Origin of the sequence: Amycolatopsis sp. NPDC101161 (assembly GCF_044768185.1) — a bacterium.
Taxonomy (GTDB): Bacteria; Actinomycetota; Actinomycetes; order Mycobacteriales; family Pseudonocardiaceae; genus Amycolatopsis.
In genome coordinates this window covers 817,025-836,089 of sequence record NZ_JBIWPI010000005.1, presented here as the reverse complement: position 1 = coordinate 836,089, position 19,065 = coordinate 817,025, and the positions used below count along the sequence as shown (strand labels likewise).

Below are 19,065 nucleotides of genomic sequence, written 5' to 3'. Positions count from 1 at the left end.
TCGTTGCTCCTTCGGCAGGGACGATAGACCAGTAGACGCCGAACCGGGTCCGGGCGGCAACGGCACGGCGCATGAAACGCACAGGAGCGAAACCCGGTCCGGTTGTGCTTTCCTACAAGCCTGATGACGACCGTGAAAACTCTGCTGGGCCTCCCCGGTCTGCGGCTGCGCCCGCGAGCCGGGGCCGAGCTGCTCGACCGCCCGGTGACGCGCATCTACGTCACGGAGCTGCCCGACCCCGGACGGTACCTTTCGGCCGGTGAGCTGGTGCTTTCCGGCCTGCTCTGGTGGCGGCGCCCGGGTGACGCCGAGCCGTTCGTGGCGGCGCTGGCGCGCTCGGGAGCGGCGGCGCTGGCGGCGTCCGGCGCCGACTCCGGGGGCATCCCCGGCGACGTCGTCGAGGCCTGCGAGCGGCACCGGATCCCGCTCCTGGAAGTGCCCGCCGACCTGTCGTTCTCGGTGATCACCGAGCAGGTGGTGCTGGCGCTGGCCGCCGCGTCCGAGAGCGCGCGCAAACGTTTGCAGGCCGCCGCGGACGCCCCGGTCGAGACGCTGCTGGAGCGCGCGTCCGCGGAGTTCGGGCTGCCGTGCTGGGTGCTGTCGGGGCTCGGCCGGGTCGTCGCGGGGACGTCCCCGCTGCCGGTGCCGGCGCCCGACGTCGTGCGGCGGTACGCGGCGAAGGAAGCCGGGTCGCTGACGGTGGTGCCGGTCGAGGGGCGGCACGCGGTGCCGTGGCTGGTCGCCGTCGGCGGGCCGCTGAGCACCGCGCAGGCGGAACTGGCCGAGGAGCTGGCGGGGCTCGTGGGCGTCACGCGGGCGCGGTCGGTTCCGCCCGATGTCGAGGTGCCCGCTGAGGCGCACGTCATCGCGTTGCGGACCGAAGGCAGCGACGAGAGCCGGGACGTCCTGCGGGAGTTGCTGCCCGACGGGCTGCTGCTGGAGTCCACTGGGGACACTTCGTACGCGGCGGTCGCGCGGTGGCCGGGCTCGGCCGGTCTGTCCACTGTGGAACCACTGCTGCGGGTGTCCCGGATCCTCTGCGGGGTGGGCGATTCCGCGCCGCGGGCCGAGGCTCTCGCGACGGCGCGGTTCGCGCTGGACGTGGCGGCCGGACGCGCGGGACGCGTCGTGGTCGTCGAGGCCGGCGACGTCGACGCGCACCGGCTGCTGCTGGCCGGGACGCCGGAGGGGCTGCGCGCGGCGTTGCGGCGCCGGGTGCTCGGGCCGCTGCTGGCGTACGACGCCGAGCAGCACACGGACCTGGTGCACACCGTGCGGGTGTTCCTGGAGTGTTCGGGCTCGCCGACGCGGGCGGCGAAGGCGCTGCACGTCCACGTCAACACGTTGCGCTACCGCATCGGCCGGGCGGGCGAGCTGCTCGGGGCGGACCTGACGGAGTTCACCGACCAGCTCGACGTCTACCTCGCGTTGCGCATGGAGGAGTGAAGTGGAGATCACGTCGGCCCAGCAGGCCGCCTACGACCCGCGGGTGCTCGCGTTCGGCCGGCTGCAGGGCGCGGCGAACCGGCTCGAGTACCTGCTCGGCCGCGCGCTGGAGCGCGAATGCGGGATCACGCACCTGATGTACGAGGTGCTGCTGATCGTCGGCCGCACGGGTCAGGACGGGCTGACGATGCGGTCGATCGCCCAGGAGCAGGTCCTGACGACGGGCGGCGCGACCCGGCTGGTGGACCGCATGTCGGCGATGGGTTTGGTGACGCGCACGGTTTCGCCGGACGACCGCCGCGTCCAGCTGGTGCGGCTGACCCCGCTGGGCGAGGAGACCACGGTCCGGGCCAGCCGGGTGCACGTGGAGAACATCGAGCAGTTCTTCTTCAAGCCGCTGCCGCCGGAGCATCGGGAGCGGTTCGCGGAGGATCTGCGGATCTTGAGCCACTTCGCGCGGGACGCCCTGCCGCGGCTGCGTTAGAGCGTCGCGACGACGAGGCCGAGGAAGAGCAGCGGGGCGACACCGGTGGCGATCTTGCGCACCCGGACGTGGGCGACGATCGCGCCGAGGTAGAAGAGGACCAGCCCGATCGCGGCGGCGATGCCCAGAGGTTCGATCCCGAGCAGACCGAGGGTGAGGCCGGCCGCGCCCGCGAGCTTGAGCGTGCCCAGCACGGGCAGCCAGCTCGGCGGGACGTCGACGGCCGCGGACGTGGCGAGGACGAACCTGGCCTTGGCCAGGTCGGCGAGGCCGATGCCGGCGTTGAGGACGATCGCGATGAGGGTGAGTGCGGTGTGCATGACTTCCCGACGGGGCGGCCGCCGCGAAGGTGACCGGGCTGCGGCACACTCGCCCGGTGGGAAAGCAGAAGCGACGCACCCCGGGCCCGGGAACCCCGAGGCCCGGGACCGCCGAAGAGTTCGGCGACGCGCTGCTGGCCGCCGCCTCCGAGACCGCGCGGGGAGTCCGTCGCGCGGCCGGGACGCACGCGAACCGGCTGGCGCCGGGCCTCGAGCTGCCCGCCGAGGCGGCCGAAGGGGCCCGCCGGGCCGCGCACCTCCTGATCTCCCGGGCCCGCCGCGGCGGCTGGCTGCCGGAAGACCTCGACCAGGCGGCCCGGCGGCGGGTCGACGAGTTCGCCCGGTCCTTCGTGCTCGACACCGCGGCCGCCGACGTCGATACGACCTCGCGGGACCGGCTCGACGACGTGGGCGCCGTCCGGTGGTGGACCGAGTCCGAGCCGCACCTGCCGCAGTGGGTGGCCAAGCACATCCTCACCCCGGCCGAGGCCCTGACCTCCGTCATCGAAGCCCTCGGCTTCCTGATGACCCTGCCCGTCTTGACCACGCCGGGCACCGCGGCGCCGAAGCGCCCCGCCGCCGACGAGAAGAAGCTGGGCCGGGTCCGCGCGCTGCTGGCGAAGGCCGAGTCCAGCGCCTTCCCCGAGGAGGCCGAAGCCCTTTCGGCGAAGGCGCAGGAGCTGATGACCCGGCACGCCCTCGACCGCGTGCTGGTCGAAGCCGGCGCGTCCGCGCCCGACGTGCCCGCGTCCCGCCGGATCTGGCTCGACACCCCGTACGTCGACGCCAAGTCGCTGCTGGTCGACGTGGTCGCGAAGGCCAACCGCTGCCGCGCCGTCTTCGACCCGCGCTGGGACTTCGTGACCGTGGTCGGCGACGAGGACGACCTGGACGCCGTCGCGCTGCTGACGACGTCCCTGCTCGTGCAGGCGACCCGCGCCATGATCGCCGGTCCCGCCGGTCGGGACCGGGCGTTCCGGAAGTCGTTCCTCGTCGCCTACGCCACCCGGATCGGCGAGCGCCTCGAAGCGGTCGCCGAGGCGACGCTCACCGCGACGCCCGACGCGGACCGGCTGCTGCCGGTGCTGGCGTCGCACGAGCTGAAGGTGAACGCGGCGTTCACCGCGCTCTTCCCCCAGGTGGTGGGCAAATCGGTGACCGTGCGCAGCCACGAAGGCTGGGACGCGGGCCGCGAGGCCGCCGACCGCGCCCGGCTCGGTGAGTGAGCCTCACGCCAAGCGTTGCGCGTACTTCTCCAGCTCCGGCCGTCCGAAGGACAACTCGCCCTCGTCCAGCGCGCCGCAGTCCAGGCCCCTCAGCAGGTACACCGCCAACGCCTGCGCGGTCGCCGGTTCGTCCAGCACTCCCCCGGCCTGCTTGTCCGCGTACGCCCGCAGCCGCTCCACCGCCGCCGGGAAACCCGAGCGGTAAAACGCGTACGTCGCCGCGAAACGCGTCGGCAGCTGGTGCGGGTGCAGGTCCCAGCCCTGGTAGAACCCGCGCTCCAGGGAGCGGCGGACCAAGCGCAAGTGCTCCGCCCACGCCGAGGGCAGCGCGTCGCCGATCGGGAGGCGGTTCGTCGATCCGTCCGACAGCCGGACGCCCGTCCCCGCCGCCGAGACCTGCATCAGGCCCTTCGCCAGGTCCGCCGCCGGGTGTTCCATGCTCTGGTACGCCGCCGCGATCCCGAGCCCGGCGCTGTAGTCGTACGTCCCGTAGTGCAGCCCCGAACACCGCCCCGCCGCCGCCTGGACGATCCGCGGCACCGACAGCGTCCCGTCGATGTCCACAATGGACTGGGACGTCTCGATCTGAACCTCGAACCGCAGCGTTCCCTCGGCGAGCCCGTACGCCGATTCCAACCGCGCCAGCACTTCCGCGGCGACGGCGACCTGCTCGATCGCCGTCACCTTCGGCAGCGTCACGACGAACCCGGGCGGCAGCGGCCCGTTCTCGAGGAGCCCCATGAGGAACAGGTCCAGCGTCCGGATGCCACGCCGGCGCGTAGCCGCTTCGAAGCTCTTGAAGCGGATGCCCGAGAACGGTGTCCCGCCGGTCGTCGCCAGGGTCTGGCCGGCCGCCAGCGCCGCCGCGTCCTCGACGTCGTCGGGTACGCGGCCGTAGCCGTCCTCGAAGTCGATGCGCAGGTCCTCGATCGGCTCGGTCAGCAGCTTCGCGCGGACGCGTTCGTACACGTCCGCGTCGACGCCGAGGAGGTCGCCGTGCTCGATGAACACGCGCATCGCCTGCTTGCCCCAGTCGGCGACCAGGCGCGTCTTGTACCGCGACGCCGGGACGTAGACCGTGTGCACCGGCTGCCGTCCCGGGCGCTCCCCCGGGTACGACGCCGCGACGCGCGCGTCGGCCTCGGCCAAGCGCGCGTCGGCGGCGTCGTAGACGTCCTCGGGCAGCCGCACTACTTGATCCGCTCGTAGGCGGGCAGCGTCAGGAAGTCCGGGAACTCGTCGGCCAGCGCGACCTGCTCGAACAGCTCGATCGCCGGCACCAGCAGGTCCGCCGCGATCTCGCGGGCCAGCTCGCCGCGGACGTCCGTCAGCACCCCGCGGACCAGCTCCTTCGTCACGACGTCGCCGGTGTCCAAAGTGGTCCCGTTCTTGACCCACTGCCAGATCTGCGACCGCGAGATCTCCGCTGTCGCCGCGTCTTCCATCAGGTTGTGGATCGCCGCCGCGCCGTTGCCGCCGAGCCAGGACGCGATGTAGCGGACGCCGACGTCGACCGCGGCGCGCAGGCCGGCCGCCGTCGCGCCGCCGGGCGTCGAAGCGACGTCCAGCAGCTGGTCGGCGGTGACGCTGACCTCGTCGCGGGTGCGCTCGAGCTGGTTCGGCTTGTCGCCGAGGACCTTGTCGAACTCCTCCTTGCAGAGCTCGACCATGCCCGGGTGCGCGACCCAGGAGCCGTCGAAGCCGTCGCCGGCCTCGCGGGACTTGTCCGCGTGGACCTTCTCGAAGGCACCCTTGTTGACCTCGGGGTCCTTGCTCGGGATGAACGCGGCCATGCCGCCGATCGCGAACGCGCCGCGCTTGTGGCAGGTGCGCACGAGCAGCTCGGTGTACGCGCGCATGAACGGCGCGGTCATGGTGACCGAGTTGCGGTCCGGCAGCACGAACTTCTCGCCCGCGTCGCGGAAGTACTTGATCACGCTGAACAGGTAGTCCCAGCGGCCGGCGTTGAGGCCCGACGCGTGCTCGCGCAGCTCGTAGAGGATCTCCTCCATCTCGAACGCGGCCGGGATGGTCTCGATCAGCACGGTCGCGCGGATGGTGCCGTGCTCGATGCCGAGGGTCTTCTCGGCGTGGGTGAAGACGTCGTTCCAGAGCCGCGCCTCGAGGTGGCTCTCCATCTTCGGCAGGTAGAAGTACGGACCCTTGCCGCGCTTCAGGAGCTCCGCGGCGTTGTGGAAGAAGTACAGGCCGAAGTCGACGAGCGCGCCGACGGCCTCGCGGCCACCGAAGGACAGGCCGCGCTCGGGCAGGTGCCAGCCGCGCGGGCGGACCACGATCGTGGCGTGCTCGACGTCGTCCTTCAGCGCGTAGCTCTTGCCGCCGCTCTCGAGGGTGATCGTCTCGCGGACCGCGTCGTACAGGTTGACCTGGCCGGACACGACGTTCGCCCAGTGCGGCGTGTTGGCGTCCTCGAGGTCGGCGAGCCAGACCTTCGCACCGGAGTTGAGCGCGTTGATGGTCATCTTGCGGCTGGTCGGCCCGGTGATCTCGACGCGGCGGTCCCGCAGCGCCGGCGGGGCGCCGGCGACCTGCCAGTCGCCGTCGCGGATCTCCTTGGTCTCCGGCAGGAAGTCGAGCCGGCCGGTGGTCCGGGCCTCCTCGCGGCGCTTGCTCCGCGCCTGGAGCAGCTCGTCGCGGCGGGCGGCGAAGGCGTCGTGCAGTCCGGCGAGGAAGTCGAGCGCCTCCGTGGTGAGGATCTCGTCGCCGCGCTCGACCGGCTCGCCCAGCACCTGGACTTCAGAAGACATGGGGAAACACCTCGAAGGTTCGGAATCTTGGATAACGGCCCTACGGTTTTCTACCAGCCGGACTATAGTTTCTGCATAGCGGAACCTCAACGCCGACGTAAGGAGGGCCACCGTGCCGGCGGAGAAGAACGGTCGCGACGGCGGCGTCCAGTCCCTGCAGCGCGCCTTCGAGCTGCTGGAACACCTCGCGGACACCGGCGGCGAAGCCAGCCTGTCCGAGCTGGCGACGTTGTCCGGGCTGCCGATGCCGACGATCCACCGGCTCATCCGCACCCTGGTCGACCTCGGGTACGTCCGGCAGAACACGAACCGCCGCTACGCGCTGGGCGCGCGCCTGATCCGCCTCGGCGAGAACGCGAGCATGCAGTTCGGCGCGTGGGCGCGGCCGTTGCTGGCGGAGCTGGTCGAGGAGGTCGGCGAGACGGCGAACCTGGCGGTCCTGGAGCGCGACGAAGTCGTGTACGTGTCCCAGGTGCCCTCGAAGCATTCGATGCGGATGTTCACCGAGGTCGGCCGGCGGCTGCTGCCGCACGGGACCGGGGTGGGCAAGGCGATGCTGGCGCACCTGCCCGCCTCGGAAGTACAGGCGTTGCTGTCGCGGACGGGCATGCCCGCGTACACCGAGCACACGTTCACGGACCCGGACGCGCTGGCGGTCGAGCTTTCCCGGATCGCTTCGCAGGGGTACGCGCTGGACGAGGCGGAGCAGGAGCTGGGGGTCCGGTGCGTCGCGGTGGCGGTGCCGGGAGCGCCGGTGCCGGCGGCGGTTTCGGTGTCGGGCCCGTCGGGCCGGCTGACCGCCGAGGCGGTGGCGCACATCGCCCCGGCGGTGCAGCGGGTGGCCGACGCCCTGGGGGCGAGCCTCTCCCAGACGGCACTATCAGTGTGACTATGAGTGATATCCCATGACTGAAAGTGACCCCGATGTCGGAGGCCCTGAGCCCGCCGGTAAAGTAACCGGCATGGCCAGCCTCGAAGACCTCGAAGCCCGCGTGACCATTTTGGAGGAGCAGGTGCGGTCCACCCGGCAAGACGCCGCGGCCGCCCGAGTGCTCGCCGGCACGGCGGACCGCGACGTCTCCGAGTTCAAGCAGACCTTGAACGGTCACACCAAGGTGCTGAACGCGGTGCGCGAGACGCAGCTCGAACAAGCCCAAGAGGTCGCAGAGCTCAGGTCCGAGATGCAAAGCGGCTTCACCAAGATCAACGTCGGCATGGACCGGATCAGCCGCTTGCTCCAGCAGGTCGTCGACAAGGACTGACCCCCTTACTCCAGCTCGCCGGCCAGCAGGTCCATCAGCAGGCCGTCGTGCCAGGTGCCGTCCGGGGCTCGCTCGTAGTCGCGCATCAGGCCCACTGGGCGGAATCCCACCTTCGTGTACACCCGGATCGCCGTCTCGTTGGCCGCCGCCGGGTCGATCGTCAGGCGGTGGTGGCCGCTTTCGAGCAGGTGGCGAGCCAGGGCGCGCAGCGCGTCCGTGCCGATGCCGCGGCCGTGGAAGTCCGGGTGCACCGAGATGTCGATGCCCGCGTGGCGGTACTGCGGATCCAGTTCCTCGCAGCTCTGGATCAACCCGACGACCACCCCGTCGAGCTCGATCGCGTAGACGGAGTAGCCGTCTTCGACCTCGTACAGGCCTTCGGTTTCGTGATCCGGGTCGCCCCACCAACGAGCGACTTCGGGCGTGGCGAGGATTTCGCGCAAACGAGCGCGGTCCGCGGCGGCGATCGGGCGCAGCACTACCCGATCGCCGGGAATGACAGTCATGATGGTTCCTCTCTCGTGTAGCGGACGACGGCTTCCGGGCGTCTGACACGAGGAGGAGCACGAGCGGACGTGCGTCAACCGGGCATACCCGGATTCTGCGCCGGCGCGCGCCGCCCGTCACCTGGATTTCCGCCGGAGGGACCCCCGATGGACCCGCACCTCAGCTGGCTCGCCGCTTCGAACCTCGTCGACCGGCTCGTCGACCGCGCCCTCGACGGGTCGCCGCCGCCACCCAAGTGGCCGCACCCGCCCAAGACCGCCGCGGGAACGGTCGAGATCACCGTCCGGCACCACTCGACGGTGAAGGTCCGCACGCCGGTGGTCTTGACGCTGCAGGAGGAGGGCAGCCGCACCGGCACGGCGTTCTCGCTCGTCCTGGGGCACACGGCCCGCATCGCCGTGCCCGGCGGCCGCTACTTCGGGGCGGCGATGGTGGTCGACCCGGCCCGCCGCACCCTGCAGGGCATCGGCTGGTCCCGGCTGACGGTGAAGCCCCGCGGGACGTCCCCGTGCCTGATCCCGGCCACCCGCCCGTCGGCGCCGGTGATCCTGCAGCTGGGACTGCGGAAGCCGGACGGGACGCCACTTTTCCGGCTCTGACCTGTGAAACCAGTGTCAGGGCCGGAGGGGGAGAGATGCTCGAACTGTTCGTCGCGCCGCTCGCCTGGGTGGCTCAGCCGAGAAGGGCGTGGACCGGTTCCTCGCCGGCAGGGAGCGACCGTCGTCGTCGCGGCGCCCGAAGCCGCGCCCACGCGACACCGGCTCGGCGACGTGACCAGCGATGTCGACAATCCCCCGGCGGACTTCCGCGGCAAACCGGTGCTGCGCGGCGTCGGCGTGGTCCGCCACTGGGTCGCCGGCACCCGGACCGCTCAGCTGTCCATCGAGACCACCGCGCCGACGCCGGAACTCCTTAAGAGGCTCGGAATGCTGCTGCCGATGGCACCGGCCCGTTCCGGTTTGCATTGGCGAAGCCGACGAGTCCGCCGAGGCAACTATCGGGCACACCTGACCTCCAGGCGACTTTGAAAGCTGCCGCGTAGAAGCGCTGCTCGCCGAGAGGAGAGCCCGTGGGCCTCCGCGCTAGCCCAGCAGGGCGTCCACGAACGCGCCCGGCTCGAACGGCGCCAGGTCGTCCGGGCCTTCGCCCAGCCCGACCAGCTTCACCGGCACCCCCAGCTCGCGCTGCACCTGGAACACGATCCCACCCTTGGCGGTCCCGTCCAGCTTGGTCAGCACGATGCCCGTCACGTCGATGACCTCGGCGAACACCCGGGCCTGCATCAGCCCGTTCTGGCCCGTCGTCGCGTCGAGGACCAGCAGCACCTCGTCGACCTTCGCCTGCTTCTCCACGACTCGCTTGACCTTGCCCAGCTCGTCCATCAGGCCCGTCTTCGTGTGCAAGCGGCCCGCCGTGTCGACCAGGACCGCGTCCACGCCCGTGTCGACGCCGCGCTTGACCGCGTCGAACGCCACCGCCGCCGGGTCCGCGCCCTCCTTGCCGCGGACGACCTCCGCGCCCACGCGCTCGGCCCACGTCTGGAGCTGGTCGGCCGCCGCCGCGCGGAACGTGTCCGCCGCGCCCAGGACCACCGTCTTGTCCTGGGCAACCAGGACGCGGGCCAGCTTGCCCGTGGTCGTCGTCTTGCCCGTGCCGTTCACGCCCGCCACCAGGACCACCGCCGGCTGCTTCTTGCCGTCGACGATGTGCGGCAGCGCCCGGACCGCGCGCTCGGCGTCGGTGGACAGCTGCGCCGTCAGGACCTCGTGCAGCACCTCGCGCGCCTCGGCCGACGACCGGATCGCGCGGCGGGACAGCTCGTCGCGCAGGCGCTCGACGATCTGGGTCGTCGTGGCCGCGCCGAGGTCGGCCATCAGCAGCGTGTCTTCGACGTCCTGCCAGGAGTCCTCGTCCAGGTCACCCGCGCCGAGCAGGCCGAGCAGGCTCGTCCCGAACACCGAACGCGACTTCGACAGCCGGCCGCGCAGCCGCTCCATGCGGCCGGTCGCGGGCTCGATCTCCTCGATGACCGGAGCGGCAGGAGCGGGCTCTTCGGGCAGTTTGACGTCGCGGACCGTGCGCTGCGCCGAGTCGCGCGGCACCGCCGCGTCGTCGCCCACCGCGGGCTGGCCGTCGGTTTCCGGCCGGTCTTCGACGGGGTGTTCGGGGGCCTCGCCGCCGGGGGCGAGCGCGATGCCCCCGCTGGCCGCGTAGGAGCCGCCCTTCGGCTTCTCCTCGACCTCGCGCTTCGCGTCCAGGCTGATCCGGCGCTTGCGCGCGACCAGCAGGCCGGTCACCAGGATGGCGACCAGCACAACGACGGCGACGACTACGAACAGGAACCAGGTGCTCGACACCCGCCCATCCTTTCATCCGCACCGCGGCGTCGCGGACACCCCGTCCGCACAGGCAATTCATAACGACGTAGATCCCGATTGGGGCAAGACTTCACCACGCGGGTTGCGTCACCAGGGCCCCTGCACTAAACCCCTCCGGATGGGGACGCACGGCTTCCGGGTGATCGGGCTGCTTTCGGGCACCTCGCTCGACGGCATCGACGTGGCCGCCGCGGACCTGCACGCCGAGGACGACACGGTGGTCCTGACCCCGCTCGGCGAGCTCGACGTCCCCTATCCCGAACCGCTGCGCGAGGGCCTGCTCGCCGCGTTGCCGCCGAACCCCTGCACCGCCGGCGAGCTGACGCGGCTCGACACCGGCGTCGGCCAGGCGTTCGCCGACGCGGCCGCCCGCGGGGCCGAACAGCTGGCCGGCGGCGCGGACCTCGTCGCCTCCCTGGGCCAGACGGTGTTCCACTGGGTCGAGGACGGCCACGTCCGCGGCACGCTGCAGCTGGGCCAGCCCGCCTGGATCGCCGAGCGCACCGGGCTGCCCGTGGTCGCCGACCTGCGGACCCGGGACGTCGCCGCGGGCGGCCACGGCGCTCCCCTGGCGAGCACGCTCGACCAGCTCTGGCTGCGCGGCCTGGCCCAGGACAGCGGCCACCCGGTCGCCGCGCTCAACCTCGGCGGGATCGCGAACATCACCGTCGTCGCCGGGGCCGAGCCGGCGATCGCCTACGACACCGGGCCCGCCAACGCCCTGCTCGACGTCGCCGCCCACCGCGTCACCGGGCAGCGCAGCGACGTCGACGGGCGGCTCGCGTTCAGCGGCGCGGTGCGCTCCGACCTGCTCGTCCGGCTGCTCGCCGACCCGTACTTCGCCGCCGCGCCGCCGAAGTCCACCGGCAAGGAGCACTTCAACGCGCCCTACCTCGACGCCGCCCTCGCCGGGCTGCGGCCGGTGGATCCCGGCGACCTGCTGGCGACGCTGACGGAGTTCACCGCGGTGACCGTCGCCGACCAGTGCCTGCGCCACGGCGTCACGACGGTCGTCGCCTCCGGCGGCGGGGTCGCGAACCCGGCGCTGATGACGGCGTTGGCGCGACGGCTGCCGTCCGCGGTGATCAAGACCAGCGACGACCTCGGCCTGCCCGGCGCCGGCAAGGAGGCGTACCTGACCGCGCTGCTGGGCTGGCTCACCTGGTGCGGCGTGCCCGGTACGGTGCCGTCGGCGACCGGAGCCCGCGGGCCGCGCCTGCTCGGCGCGCTCGTCCCGGGCGCCGGGCCCCTGAACCTTCCCGCCCCGCTGGGGGGCACCGTGACGCGGTTGCGAGTCGCGGAGAAGGCCGGATGACAGTAGGAGAAGTCCATGCGCGGTGTTGACCTCGCGATCATCGTGGTCTACCTGGCGGCGATGCCGCTGATAGGCGTGCTGGTCGGCCGGAAGCAACGGTCGGCGGCCGACTACTTCGTCGGCGAACGCAGCCTGCCGTGGGGCGCGGTGATGCTGTCCGTGGTGGCCACCGAGACCTCGACGCTGACCGTGATCAGCACGCCGGGCCTCGTCTTCGGCAACGCTTTCCTGTTCCTGCAGCTGGCTTTCGGCTACATCATCGGCCGCACGATCGCCGCGTTCGTGCTGCTGCCGCGGTACTTCAAGGGCAACCTCGTGAGCGCGTACGCGTTCCTGGGCAAGCGGTTCGGCTCCGGGCTGCAGGGCACGGCGTCGGTGACGTTCGTGATCACGCGGCTGCTCGCCGAGGGCGTGCGCCTGTTCGCCGGCGCGATCCCGATCAAGGTGATCCTCGGGCACTACAACATCCACCTGGACTACTGGGTGATCGTGGTGATCCTGACCGCGCTGACGCTGATCTACGCCTACATCGGCGGGATCAAGGCGGTCGTCTGGGTCGACGTCATCCAGATGTCTCTCTACCTGGGCGGCGCGGCGGTGGCCGCGATCGTGCTGCTGAACAAGCTGCCCGGCGACTGGATGACCCAGGCGTCCGACGACGGCAAGTTCATGCTCGTCGACTTCTCGAAGAACCTGCTGACCAGCCCGTACGCGTTCGTCACGGCGGTGCTCGGCGGCGCGGCGCTGTCGATGGCCTCGCACGGGGCCGACCAGCTGATCGCGCAGCGGCTGATGGCCACGCGCAGCCTGCGCGACGGCCAGAAGGCGCTCATCGGCAGCGGCATCATCGTCACCATCCAGTTCGCGCTGTTCCTGCTGGTCGGGGCGATGCTGTGGGTGTTCAACGGCCGCAAGTCGGTCGCGCAGCTCGGCCTGCAGAGCCCGGACGACGTGTTCTCGCGGTTCATCATCGACGACCTGCCGGTCGGCGTGTCGGGCCTGCTCATCGCGGGCGTGCTCGCCTCGACCATGGGGGCGCTGGCCTCGGCGCTCAACGCGCTTTCGACGTCCACCGTGGCCGACCTCTACCAGCGCTTCACCAAGCGCTCGCCGGAGGATTCGAAGCTGCTCAAGCACGGTCGCATGTGGACACTGATCTGGGCCGTGGTGTTCGCGATCTTCGCGTCGCTGTTCTCCACCACGAAGAACTCGGTCATCGAGCTGGGCCTGGCGATCACCGGCTACACCTACGGCGCGCTGCTCGGGTCGTTCCTGCTCGGCCTGCTGGTCAAGAAGGCGCGGCAGGTGGACGCGATCATCGCGTTCGTCGCCACGGTGGTGGTGATGGCGTTCGTCATCCTCGGGGTGAAGTTCAGCGCGAAGACCGGCGGCCTGCTCGGCATCGACTTCAGCAAGGCGGCCGGCGACAAGGTCGCGCTGGCCTACCCCTGGTACACGCTGCTGGGTGTGGTGATCACGCTGGTCGTGGGCGGGTTGCTGGCGCTGCGCCACCGGACGCCGGACCCGAAGGCGGCCGAAGCCGAAGCCGCCGGCGAAGCGGAAGAAGTCCCCGCCGCCTGATCCTTCTGAACCGTTTCCGGCGGGCGCCCGTGTCGATCTGCGGGAGCCCGCCGAGAAGCGGCGGGAGGACTTCGAAGGTGGACTTCATGAAGCGGATGACGGTGGCGCTCGCGGTCGGTGGCCTGCTGCTCGGCGGCGCGGCGACGGCTTCGGCCACCCCGGCGGCCCCGAAGGTGCCGGACGCGATCAAGGTCCCGGCGGGCAACGTGGCGCTGGCTTCGTACCCCGCCGAAGGGGTGCAGATCTACGGGTGCACCGCGGGCGCGTGGACGCTGATCCAGCCCGCCGCGGTGCTCACCCGGCACGGCAGGCCGGTGGCCCTGCACAGCAAGGGTCCGGTGTGGACGTCCGTTGTGGACGGCAGCACGGTCGGCGCGGCGGCCGTGGCGAACTCCCCGCAGCCGGACGCGATCCCGCAGCTGCTGCTCAAGGCCAACCTCAACACCGGTGACGGGATCTTCGGCAAGGTCACCTACGTCCAGCGGCTGAACACCCGCGGCGGCGTGGCCCCGGCGGGGACGTGCACGGACGGCGCGCAGACCGCGGTGCGCTATTCGGCGGACTACGCCTTCTGGGTCGCTGGATAAGTGGCTGTGAGACCCCCTCCCGCTCCCGTAACCTGGGCGCGGAGGGGGTTTTCACATGGGGTTCTTCATCGGGATCGGCGTTGTTCTCGCCGCGGTGCTCGTCATCGCGCTGGTCTTGGACCGGTCGGATCGCGCGCGGGGCGTGAAGCGTGGCTTCATCACCCCGCGCGGCCGGCGGGCGCGGATCGACGACGGGCGCTGGGTCGGCAACGACCTCGGCACGTTCGACCCCCGGGCGAAACCGGACGAGCGCGCGCCGCACGAAGACGACATGCGCTGAGCCGGGTCAGCTGACCGGGACCGGCTCTTCCTCGGCCGTGCGCAGGCGCTGCGAGATCACCTTCGTGATGCCGTCGCCCTGCATGCTCACGCCGTAGAGCGCGTCGGCGATCTCCATCGTCGGCTTCTGGTGGGTGATGATGATCAGCTGCGACGAGTCGCGCAGCTGCTCCAGGAGCCCGATCAGCCGGCGCATGTTGGTGTCGTCCAGCGCGGCCTCGACCTCGTCCATCACGTAGAAGGGTGACGGCCGGGCGCGGAAGATCGCGACCAGCATGCCCACCGCGACCAGCGACTTCTCGCCACCGGACAGCAGCGAAAGCCGCTTGACCTTCTTGCCCGGCGGGCGCGCTTCGACGTCGACGCCGGTGCTCAGCAGGTCGTCCGGCTCGGTCAGGACCATCCGGCCCTCGCCGCCGGGGAACAGCACGCTGAACACCGTCTCGAACTCGCGGGCCACGTCCGCGTACGCCCCGGCGAAGACCTCGAGGATCTTCTCGTCGACCTGCTTGATGACCGCCTCGAGGTCCTTGCGGGTGTCCTTGAGGTCCTCCAGCTGCGTGGAGAGGAACTTGTACCGCTCCTCCAGCGCCGCGAACTCCTCGAGCGCCAGCGGGTTCACCTTGCCCAGCAACGACAAGTCCTTCTCGGCGCGCTTGGCGCGGCGAGCCTGGGTGTCGCGGTCGTAGGGCATCGGCGGCGGCGGGGTGACGTCCTCGCCGCGTTCCTTGGCCGCCTCGTACTCGGCCATCTCGCCCGCGCTCGGCGGGACCGGGACGTCCGGGCCGTACTCCTGGACCAGGTCGGTGAGCCCGATGCCGAAGTCCTCGGCGATCTTCGCTTCCAGGGTCTCCAGGCGCAGCCGCTGCTCGGCGCGCAGCACCTCGTCGCGGTGGACGGCGTCGGTCAGCTTCTCCAGCTCGCCGGTCAGCTCGCGGACCTTGGCGCGGACGCCGGTCAGCGCCTGCTCGCGGCTCTGGCGGCGGGCCTGGACCTGGTCGCGTTCGGTGGCCGCGCGCTGGACGGAGTGCTCGATGCGTTCGAGGGCGATCTCGCCGCCGTTGACGACGGCGTTGGCGATCTCCGCCCCGCGCTTGCGGGCCGTGGCGGCACGCTCGGCGCGTTCGCGGGCCTGCTGCTCGGCGTGCGCCGCGCGGCGGAGGCCTTCGGCCTTGCCGGCGATGCTGCGCGCCCGCTCTTCGGCGGTGCGCTGCGCGAGGCGCGCTTCCATCTCTTCCTGCCGGACGACGGCCAGCTCTTCGACGGCGGCGTCGCGCTCGGCGGTGTCCGGGTCGTCCTCGACGGGCTGCTCGGCGACGGCGGCGAGGCGTTCCTCCAGCTCGGCGAGCTGGGCGAGGGCCTGCTCACGGCTCTGCTCGACCTTCGCGCGCTGGCCGGCGAAGCGTTCGACCTCGGCCTGCGCCTGGCGGGCCGCCTGCTGAAGCCGGCTGAGCCGCTCCGAGGACCGGGCCTTGCGGACCTTGGCCTCGCCGAGGGCGTCCTTGGCCTGCGAAACCTCTTCGCGACGCGCTTGCTGCTCGGCGCGGGCGCCTTCCAGCTCGGCCGCGTAGCGCTCCAGCGAGCGCTCGGCCGTGCGGAGCCGCTCCCCCGCCTCGTCGACGGCCGCCTGGACCTCGATGACGCTCTCGCGCTTGCCGGAGCCGCCGATCGCCCAGCGGGCGCCGAAGACGTCGCCTTCGGCGGTGACGGCCCGGACCTCGGGGTGCACCGCGACGAGGTGGCGGGCCGCGTCGAGGTCGCGTACCAGGGCGAGCTTGTCGAGGGCCTGCTCGACGGCGGGCCGCAGCTGCGCCGGCGCCGAGACGACCTCACGCGCCCAGCGCGCGCCTTCCGGCAGCGACGGCCACGAGTAGGTGTCCACAGTGGACTCCGGACCACCGAGCAGGATGCCCGCGCGGCCGGAATCGGTGTCCTTCAAGTACTTCAGGGCGCGCAGGGCGTCTTCGCCGCCGGTGACGGCGACCGCGTCGGCCACCGGGCCGAGCGCCGCGGCCAGCGCGACCTCGTACCCGGGCTCGACGGTGAGCAGCGCGGCGACCGAGCCGAGCAGGCCCGGCAGCTCGTGGGACGCGCCGAGCAGCGCGCCCGCGCCGTCCTTGCGCCGCAGGCCCATCGACAGCGCTTCGACGCGCGCCTTCTCCGACGCGATCTCGCGCTCGGCGGTGCGTTCGGCCTTGACCAGCTCTTCGACGCGCGCCTTGGCCGCGTTGTTGGCCTCGACCGCGCGGTCGTGGCGGTCCATCAGGCCGGCGTCGTCGGACTCCTCGACGCCGCCCTCGGCCTTGGCCATTTCGAGCTCTTCGACGGCGATCTCGGCACGCTCGGCGGCCTCTTCGAGGGAGACGCTGAGGCGGTCGATCTCGTCGGAAGTGGCGCCGTTCTTGCTGCGCAGCGCCTCGACCTGGCCGGTCAGCTTGGCCATGCCCTCGCGGCGGTCGGCGATGGCGCGGACGGCGGCCCAGTGCGCGCGCTCGGCGGCCTGGACGCGCTGTTCGAGGTCTTCGCGGCGCAGCACGGTCTGGGCGAGCAGCTCCCGGGCCTCCATGACGGCCTCGTTGAGCTCTTCCTCCTGCTCGGCGACGCGCTCGGCCTCTTCGAGGAGCTCTTCGGGGTCGCGGCCGCCGGTCGACGTCGAGACGTCGGCGGAAAGGTGCCGCTGCCGCTCGATCGCGAGGCGGACGGTGCCGCGCAGGCGCTCGGCCAGCGCGGACAGCTTGTACCAGGTCTCCTGCGCGGTCTGCAGCAGCGGAGCGTCCTCGGCGAGCGAGGCCTCCAGCTCGGCTTCCTCGGCGGAGACGATCTCGAGGTGCTGCTCGACCTCGGCGCGGCGCTGGCGGGCGGTGCGCTCGTCGGCTTCGTCGCGCTCGATGGTGGTCCGCTGGGTGACCAGGTCGTCGGCGAGCAGGCGCAGGCGGGAGTCGCGCAGCTCGGACTGCACCGACTGGGCCTTGCGGGCGATCTCGGCCTGCTTGCCCAGCGGCTTGAGCTGGCGGCGCAGCTCGGTGGTGAGGTCGCCGAGGCGGTCGAGGTTGCCCTGCATGTTGGCCAGCTTGCGCAGGGTCTGTTCCTTGCGCTTGCGGTGCTTGAGGACGCCGGCGGCCTCTTCGATGAAGGCGCGGCGCTCTTCGGGCTTGGACTCCAGGATCGCCGAGAGCTGGCCCTGCCCGACGATGACGTGCATCTCGCGGCCGATACCGGAGTCCGAAAGGAGTTCCTGGACGTCCATCAGGCGGCAGCGGTCGCCGTTGATCTCGTACTCGCTCGCGCCGTCGCGGAACATCCGGCGGGTGATCGACACCTCGGCGTACTCGATGGGCAGCGCGCCGTCGGCGTTGTCGATGGTGAGCGTGACCTCGGCGCGGCCGAGCGGGGCGCGCCCCGCGGTGCCGGCGAAGATGACGTCCTCCATCTTGCCGCCGCGCAGGTCCTTGGCGCCCTGGGTGCCCATGACCCAGCGCAGCGCGTCCAGCACGTTGGACTTGCCGGAGCCGTTCGGGCCGACCACGCAGGTGATGCCCGGCTCGAAGCGCAGCGTGGTGGCCGAGGCGAAGGACTTGAAGCCCTTGAGCGTCAGGCTTTTCAGGTGCACTGGGTGCTGACCCCTCTGGCTGCCGGTACTGGCGGTTCAATCGTCCCAGGCTACCCGGGGGTCCCCGCGAGCCGCCGGACGCGCCCCCTCATCGGCGCGCCCTAGCACATCGTCCGAGGTCTCAGCAACCTCACGAACCACACCGGCCCCGGAAGTACCAAGGCCCGCGTCAGCGTTCGAGGAAGCCGCTGAGCCCCCCTTTCGGGTCGGACCAGCGCTCGACGACCGTCTCCACACTTCCGGGTGATTCTCCGGACCGCAGAGCGGCGAGCAACCGCTCACAGTGGTCTCGATCACCCTCCGCTATGACCTCGACACGCCCGTCGGGCATGTTGCGGGCACTGCCCACCAGCCCCAGCTCGAGCGCACGGCTACGGGTCCACCAGCGGAAACCGACACCCTGGACGCGACCGCGCACCCACGCCGTCAACCGGGTGTTCGTTTGTTCCTCACTCACGCTTTCATCCTTTCCGGACACTCCGACTGCGCACAGTGATCGCGCAAGCCCACTACCTGGGCGAATGCGGCACCGACGGTGATAACCTCGCCGCCGAGGTCGTCCTCCCGGGTTCCCCCGCCCGGGAGCGCAGTGATCGATTCACGGCCTCGACCGCGCTCTCCCGAACCCCCGAGGAGCCTGCAATGCCCCGCCCCGACGGGTCCGCCTCGAGCTCGCCCGTGACCAGGATCGACACCGCCCCGCCGAAGAGCAGCAAACCGAACCGCACCGGGTACGTCGTGCTCGGGGTGGCCGGATTGGTGGTCGCGACCGCGTTCGCCGCGGTCGCCGAGCTCGCCGGCCCGGACCCGGCCACCACCGCGGGCAGCACCGGCGGCACCGGCGGCCAGGGCACCTCGCAGGCCGGCCTGCAGACGGTGCCGAGCACCCCGTCGTCGTCCAGCGGTCCGTCGACCGTCGGCGGCGTGCCCACGAGCGCGTCGGCGACCACGGCGTCGAGCGCGCCGACCACAGTGGTTTCGGTCAGCCCGGACGGCAAGACCACGACCACGGTCGTCACCCACGCCGACCCGACCCCGCCTCCGCCGCCGCCGCGCGACGACACGGGCAACCCGCCGCCGGTCAGCAATTCCACGCCGAAGCCGCCGCCGACGAAGACGCCGACACCGACGCCAACCACGACACCGGCTCCTACGACGACGCCCGACCCGACGACGACGCCGCCGTCGAGTGGTGGCGCGAGCACCGGCGGTGCGCCGTCGCCGAGCACGACGGGCTCCCCGACCGGCAGCGGGAGCACCGCGCACGCGCAGTGAGACCAGCCTCGAAGGCCACCGTTCCGG

At 71.8% G+C, this 19,065-nt stretch carries 19 protein-coding genes; 12 read left to right on the top strand and 7 right to left on the bottom strand.

Features of this window, described 5'->3' with window-relative positions; translation table 11 throughout:
- Nucleotides 1-123: 123 nt before the first annotated feature.
- Together ACIRSS_RS37390 and ACIRSS_RS37385 are read left to right on the top strand one after the other, a co-directional pair.
- Nucleotides 124-1,446, top strand: a complete 1,323-nt coding sequence (locus ACIRSS_RS37390) for a PucR family transcriptional regulator (protein ID WP_400903639.1) — start codon at nt 124-126, stop codon at nt 1,444-1,446.
- Nucleotide 1,447: 1 nt separating this feature from the next.
- The gene (locus tag ACIRSS_RS37385) at nt 1,448-1,930 is read left to right on the top strand and encodes a MarR family winged helix-turn-helix transcriptional regulator (RefSeq protein WP_400903637.1); all 483 of its coding nucleotides are present in this window, start codon (nt 1,448-1,450) and stop codon (nt 1,928-1,930) included.
- On the opposite strand, the gene ACIRSS_RS37380 is transcribed toward ACIRSS_RS37385, so the two are convergent.
- Nucleotides 1,927-2,250, bottom strand: a complete 324-nt coding sequence (locus tag ACIRSS_RS37380; RefSeq protein ID WP_400903635.1) for a DoxX family protein — start codon at nt 2,248-2,250, stop codon at nt 1,927-1,929. The genes ACIRSS_RS37385 and ACIRSS_RS37380 overlap by 4 nt on opposite strands.
- Nucleotides 2,251-2,306: 56 nt before the next feature.
- On the opposite strand from ACIRSS_RS37380, the gene ACIRSS_RS37375 reads away from it, so the two are divergent.
- Nucleotides 2,307-3,476, top strand: coding sequence for a DUF2786 domain-containing protein (locus tag ACIRSS_RS37375; protein WP_400903633.1), 1,170 nt, complete (start codon nt 2,307-2,309; stop codon nt 3,474-3,476).
- Nucleotides 3,477-3,479: 3 nt separating this feature from the next.
- On the opposite strand, the gene ACIRSS_RS37370 is transcribed toward ACIRSS_RS37375, so the two are convergent.
- Together ACIRSS_RS37370 and aceB are read right to left on the bottom strand one after the other, a co-directional pair.
- Complete coding sequence (locus tag ACIRSS_RS37370) at nt 3,480-4,667, bottom strand: DUF6986 family protein (RefSeq protein WP_400903631.1); 1,188 nt, start codon at nt 4,665-4,667, stop codon at nt 3,480-3,482.
- The gene (gene aceB / locus ACIRSS_RS37365; RefSeq protein WP_400903629.1) at nt 4,667-6,244 is read right to left on the bottom strand and encodes a malate synthase A; all 1,578 of its coding nucleotides are present in this window, start codon (nt 6,242-6,244) and stop codon (nt 4,667-4,669) included. Before aceB ends, ACIRSS_RS37370 begins: the two co-directional genes overlap by 1 nt.
- Before the next feature lie 112 nt (nt 6,245-6,356).
- On the opposite strand from aceB, the gene ACIRSS_RS37360 reads away from it, so the two are divergent.
- Nucleotides 6,357-7,133, top strand: a complete 777-nt coding sequence (locus ACIRSS_RS37360; RefSeq protein ID WP_400903627.1) for an IclR family transcriptional regulator — start codon at nt 6,357-6,359, stop codon at nt 7,131-7,133.
- 73 nt (nt 7,134-7,206) lie between these two features.
- Nucleotides 7,207-7,506, top strand: a complete 300-nt coding sequence (locus tag ACIRSS_RS37355; protein WP_400903625.1) for a hypothetical protein — start codon at nt 7,207-7,209, stop codon at nt 7,504-7,506.
- A gap of 5 nt (nt 7,507-7,511) precedes the next feature.
- Here ACIRSS_RS37355 and ACIRSS_RS37350 read toward each other — a convergent pair whose 3' ends face one another.
- Nucleotides 7,512-8,012, bottom strand: a complete 501-nt coding sequence (locus ACIRSS_RS37350) for a GNAT family N-acetyltransferase (RefSeq protein ID WP_400903623.1) — start codon at nt 8,010-8,012, stop codon at nt 7,512-7,514.
- Between the two features lie 147 nt (nt 8,013-8,159).
- Between ACIRSS_RS37350 and ACIRSS_RS37345 the strand changes: the two genes are divergently transcribed.
- Nucleotides 8,160-8,612, top strand: coding sequence for a hypothetical protein (locus ACIRSS_RS37345; RefSeq protein ID WP_400903621.1), 453 nt, complete (start codon nt 8,160-8,162; stop codon nt 8,610-8,612).
- 171 nt (nt 8,613-8,783) lie between these two features.
- On the top strand, nt 8,784-9,041 hold the full coding sequence (locus ACIRSS_RS37340) for a hypothetical protein (protein ID WP_400903619.1): 258 nt from the start codon (nt 8,784-8,786) through the stop codon (nt 9,039-9,041).
- Between the two features lie 54 nt (nt 9,042-9,095).
- Here the strand turns inward: ACIRSS_RS37340 and ftsY are convergent, their stop codons facing one another.
- Nucleotides 9,096-10,370: a signal recognition particle-docking protein FtsY gene (gene ftsY, locus ACIRSS_RS37335; RefSeq protein ID WP_400903617.1), complete on the bottom strand. Its 1,275-nt coding sequence runs from the start codon at nt 10,368-10,370 to the stop codon at nt 9,096-9,098.
- A gap of 139 nt (nt 10,371-10,509) precedes the next feature.
- Here ftsY and ACIRSS_RS37330 point away from each other — a divergent pair, with 139 nt between their 5' ends.
- From ACIRSS_RS37330 to ACIRSS_RS37315, 4 genes are all read left to right on the top strand, one after another.
- Nucleotides 10,510-11,706 carry an anhydro-N-acetylmuramic acid kinase gene (locus ACIRSS_RS37330; protein ID WP_400903615.1) on the top strand — a complete coding sequence of 399 codons (1,197 nt, stop codon included), beginning with the start codon at nt 10,510-10,512 and terminating at the stop codon, nt 11,704-11,706.
- Between the two features lie 15 nt (nt 11,707-11,721).
- Nucleotides 11,722-13,287: a sodium:solute symporter gene (locus ACIRSS_RS37325; protein WP_400903613.1), complete on the top strand. Its 1,566-nt coding sequence runs from the start codon at nt 11,722-11,724 to the stop codon at nt 13,285-13,287.
- Between the two features lie 86 nt (nt 13,288-13,373).
- Nucleotides 13,374-13,874: a DUF3455 domain-containing protein gene (locus ACIRSS_RS37320; protein ID WP_400903611.1), complete on the top strand. Its 501-nt coding sequence runs from the start codon at nt 13,374-13,376 to the stop codon at nt 13,872-13,874.
- A 55-nt stretch (nt 13,875-13,929) separates the two neighbouring features.
- Nucleotides 13,930-14,154, top strand: coding sequence for a hypothetical protein (locus ACIRSS_RS37315; protein WP_400903609.1), 225 nt, complete (start codon nt 13,930-13,932; stop codon nt 14,152-14,154).
- A gap of 6 nt (nt 14,155-14,160) precedes the next feature.
- On the opposite strand, the gene smc is transcribed toward ACIRSS_RS37315, so the two are convergent.
- Nucleotides 14,161-17,763 (bottom strand): chromosome segregation protein SMC, encoded by a 3,603-nt coding sequence (gene smc / locus ACIRSS_RS37310; RefSeq protein ID WP_400903607.1) that lies wholly within the window; start codon nt 17,761-17,763, stop codon nt 14,161-14,163.
- 169 nt (nt 17,764-17,932) lie between these two features.
- A complete protein-coding gene (locus ACIRSS_RS37305; RefSeq protein ID WP_400903605.1) occupies nt 17,933-18,220 on the bottom strand; it encodes an acylphosphatase in 288 nt (95 codons plus the stop codon).
- A 221-nt stretch (nt 18,221-18,441) separates the two neighbouring features.
- On the opposite strand from ACIRSS_RS37305, the gene ACIRSS_RS37300 reads away from it, so the two are divergent.
- Nucleotides 18,442-19,038 (top strand): hypothetical protein, encoded by a 597-nt coding sequence (locus ACIRSS_RS37300; RefSeq protein WP_400903603.1) that lies wholly within the window; start codon nt 18,442-18,444, stop codon nt 19,036-19,038.
- The last annotated feature ends 27 nt before the right edge of the window (nt 19,039-19,065 follow it).

Excerpts from the sequence above, each read along its gene's own strand:
- aceB (WP_400903629.1), bottom strand. The coding sequence starts at position 6,244 with ATGTCTTCTGAAGTCCAGGTGCTGGGCGAGCCGGTCGAGCGCGGCGAC.
- ACIRSS_RS37390 (WP_400903639.1), top strand. The coding sequence starts at position 124 with ATGACGACCGTGAAAACTCTGCTGGGCCTCCCCGGTCTGCGGCTGCGC.
- ACIRSS_RS37345 (WP_400903621.1), top strand. The coding sequence starts at position 8,160 with ATGGACCCGCACCTCAGCTGGCTCGCCGCTTCGAACCTCGTCGACCGG.
- ACIRSS_RS37355 (WP_400903625.1), top strand. The coding sequence starts at position 7,207 with ATGGCCAGCCTCGAAGACCTCGAAGCCCGCGTGACCATTTTGGAGGAG.
- ACIRSS_RS37350 (WP_400903623.1), bottom strand. The coding sequence starts at position 8,012 with ATGACTGTCATTCCCGGCGATCGGGTAGTGCTGCGCCCGATCGCCGCC.
- ACIRSS_RS37380 (WP_400903635.1), bottom strand. The coding sequence starts at position 2,250 with ATGCACACCGCACTCACCCTCATCGCGATCGTCCTCAACGCCGGCATC.
- ACIRSS_RS37320 (WP_400903611.1), top strand. The coding sequence starts at position 13,374 with ATGAAGCGGATGACGGTGGCGCTCGCGGTCGGTGGCCTGCTGCTCGGC.
- ACIRSS_RS37315 (WP_400903609.1), top strand. The coding sequence starts at position 13,930 with ATGGGGTTCTTCATCGGGATCGGCGTTGTTCTCGCCGCGGTGCTCGTC.
- ACIRSS_RS37325 (WP_400903613.1), top strand. The coding sequence starts at position 11,722 with ATGCGCGGTGTTGACCTCGCGATCATCGTGGTCTACCTGGCGGCGATG.
- ACIRSS_RS37330 (WP_400903615.1), top strand. The coding sequence starts at position 10,510 with ATGGGGACGCACGGCTTCCGGGTGATCGGGCTGCTTTCGGGCACCTCG.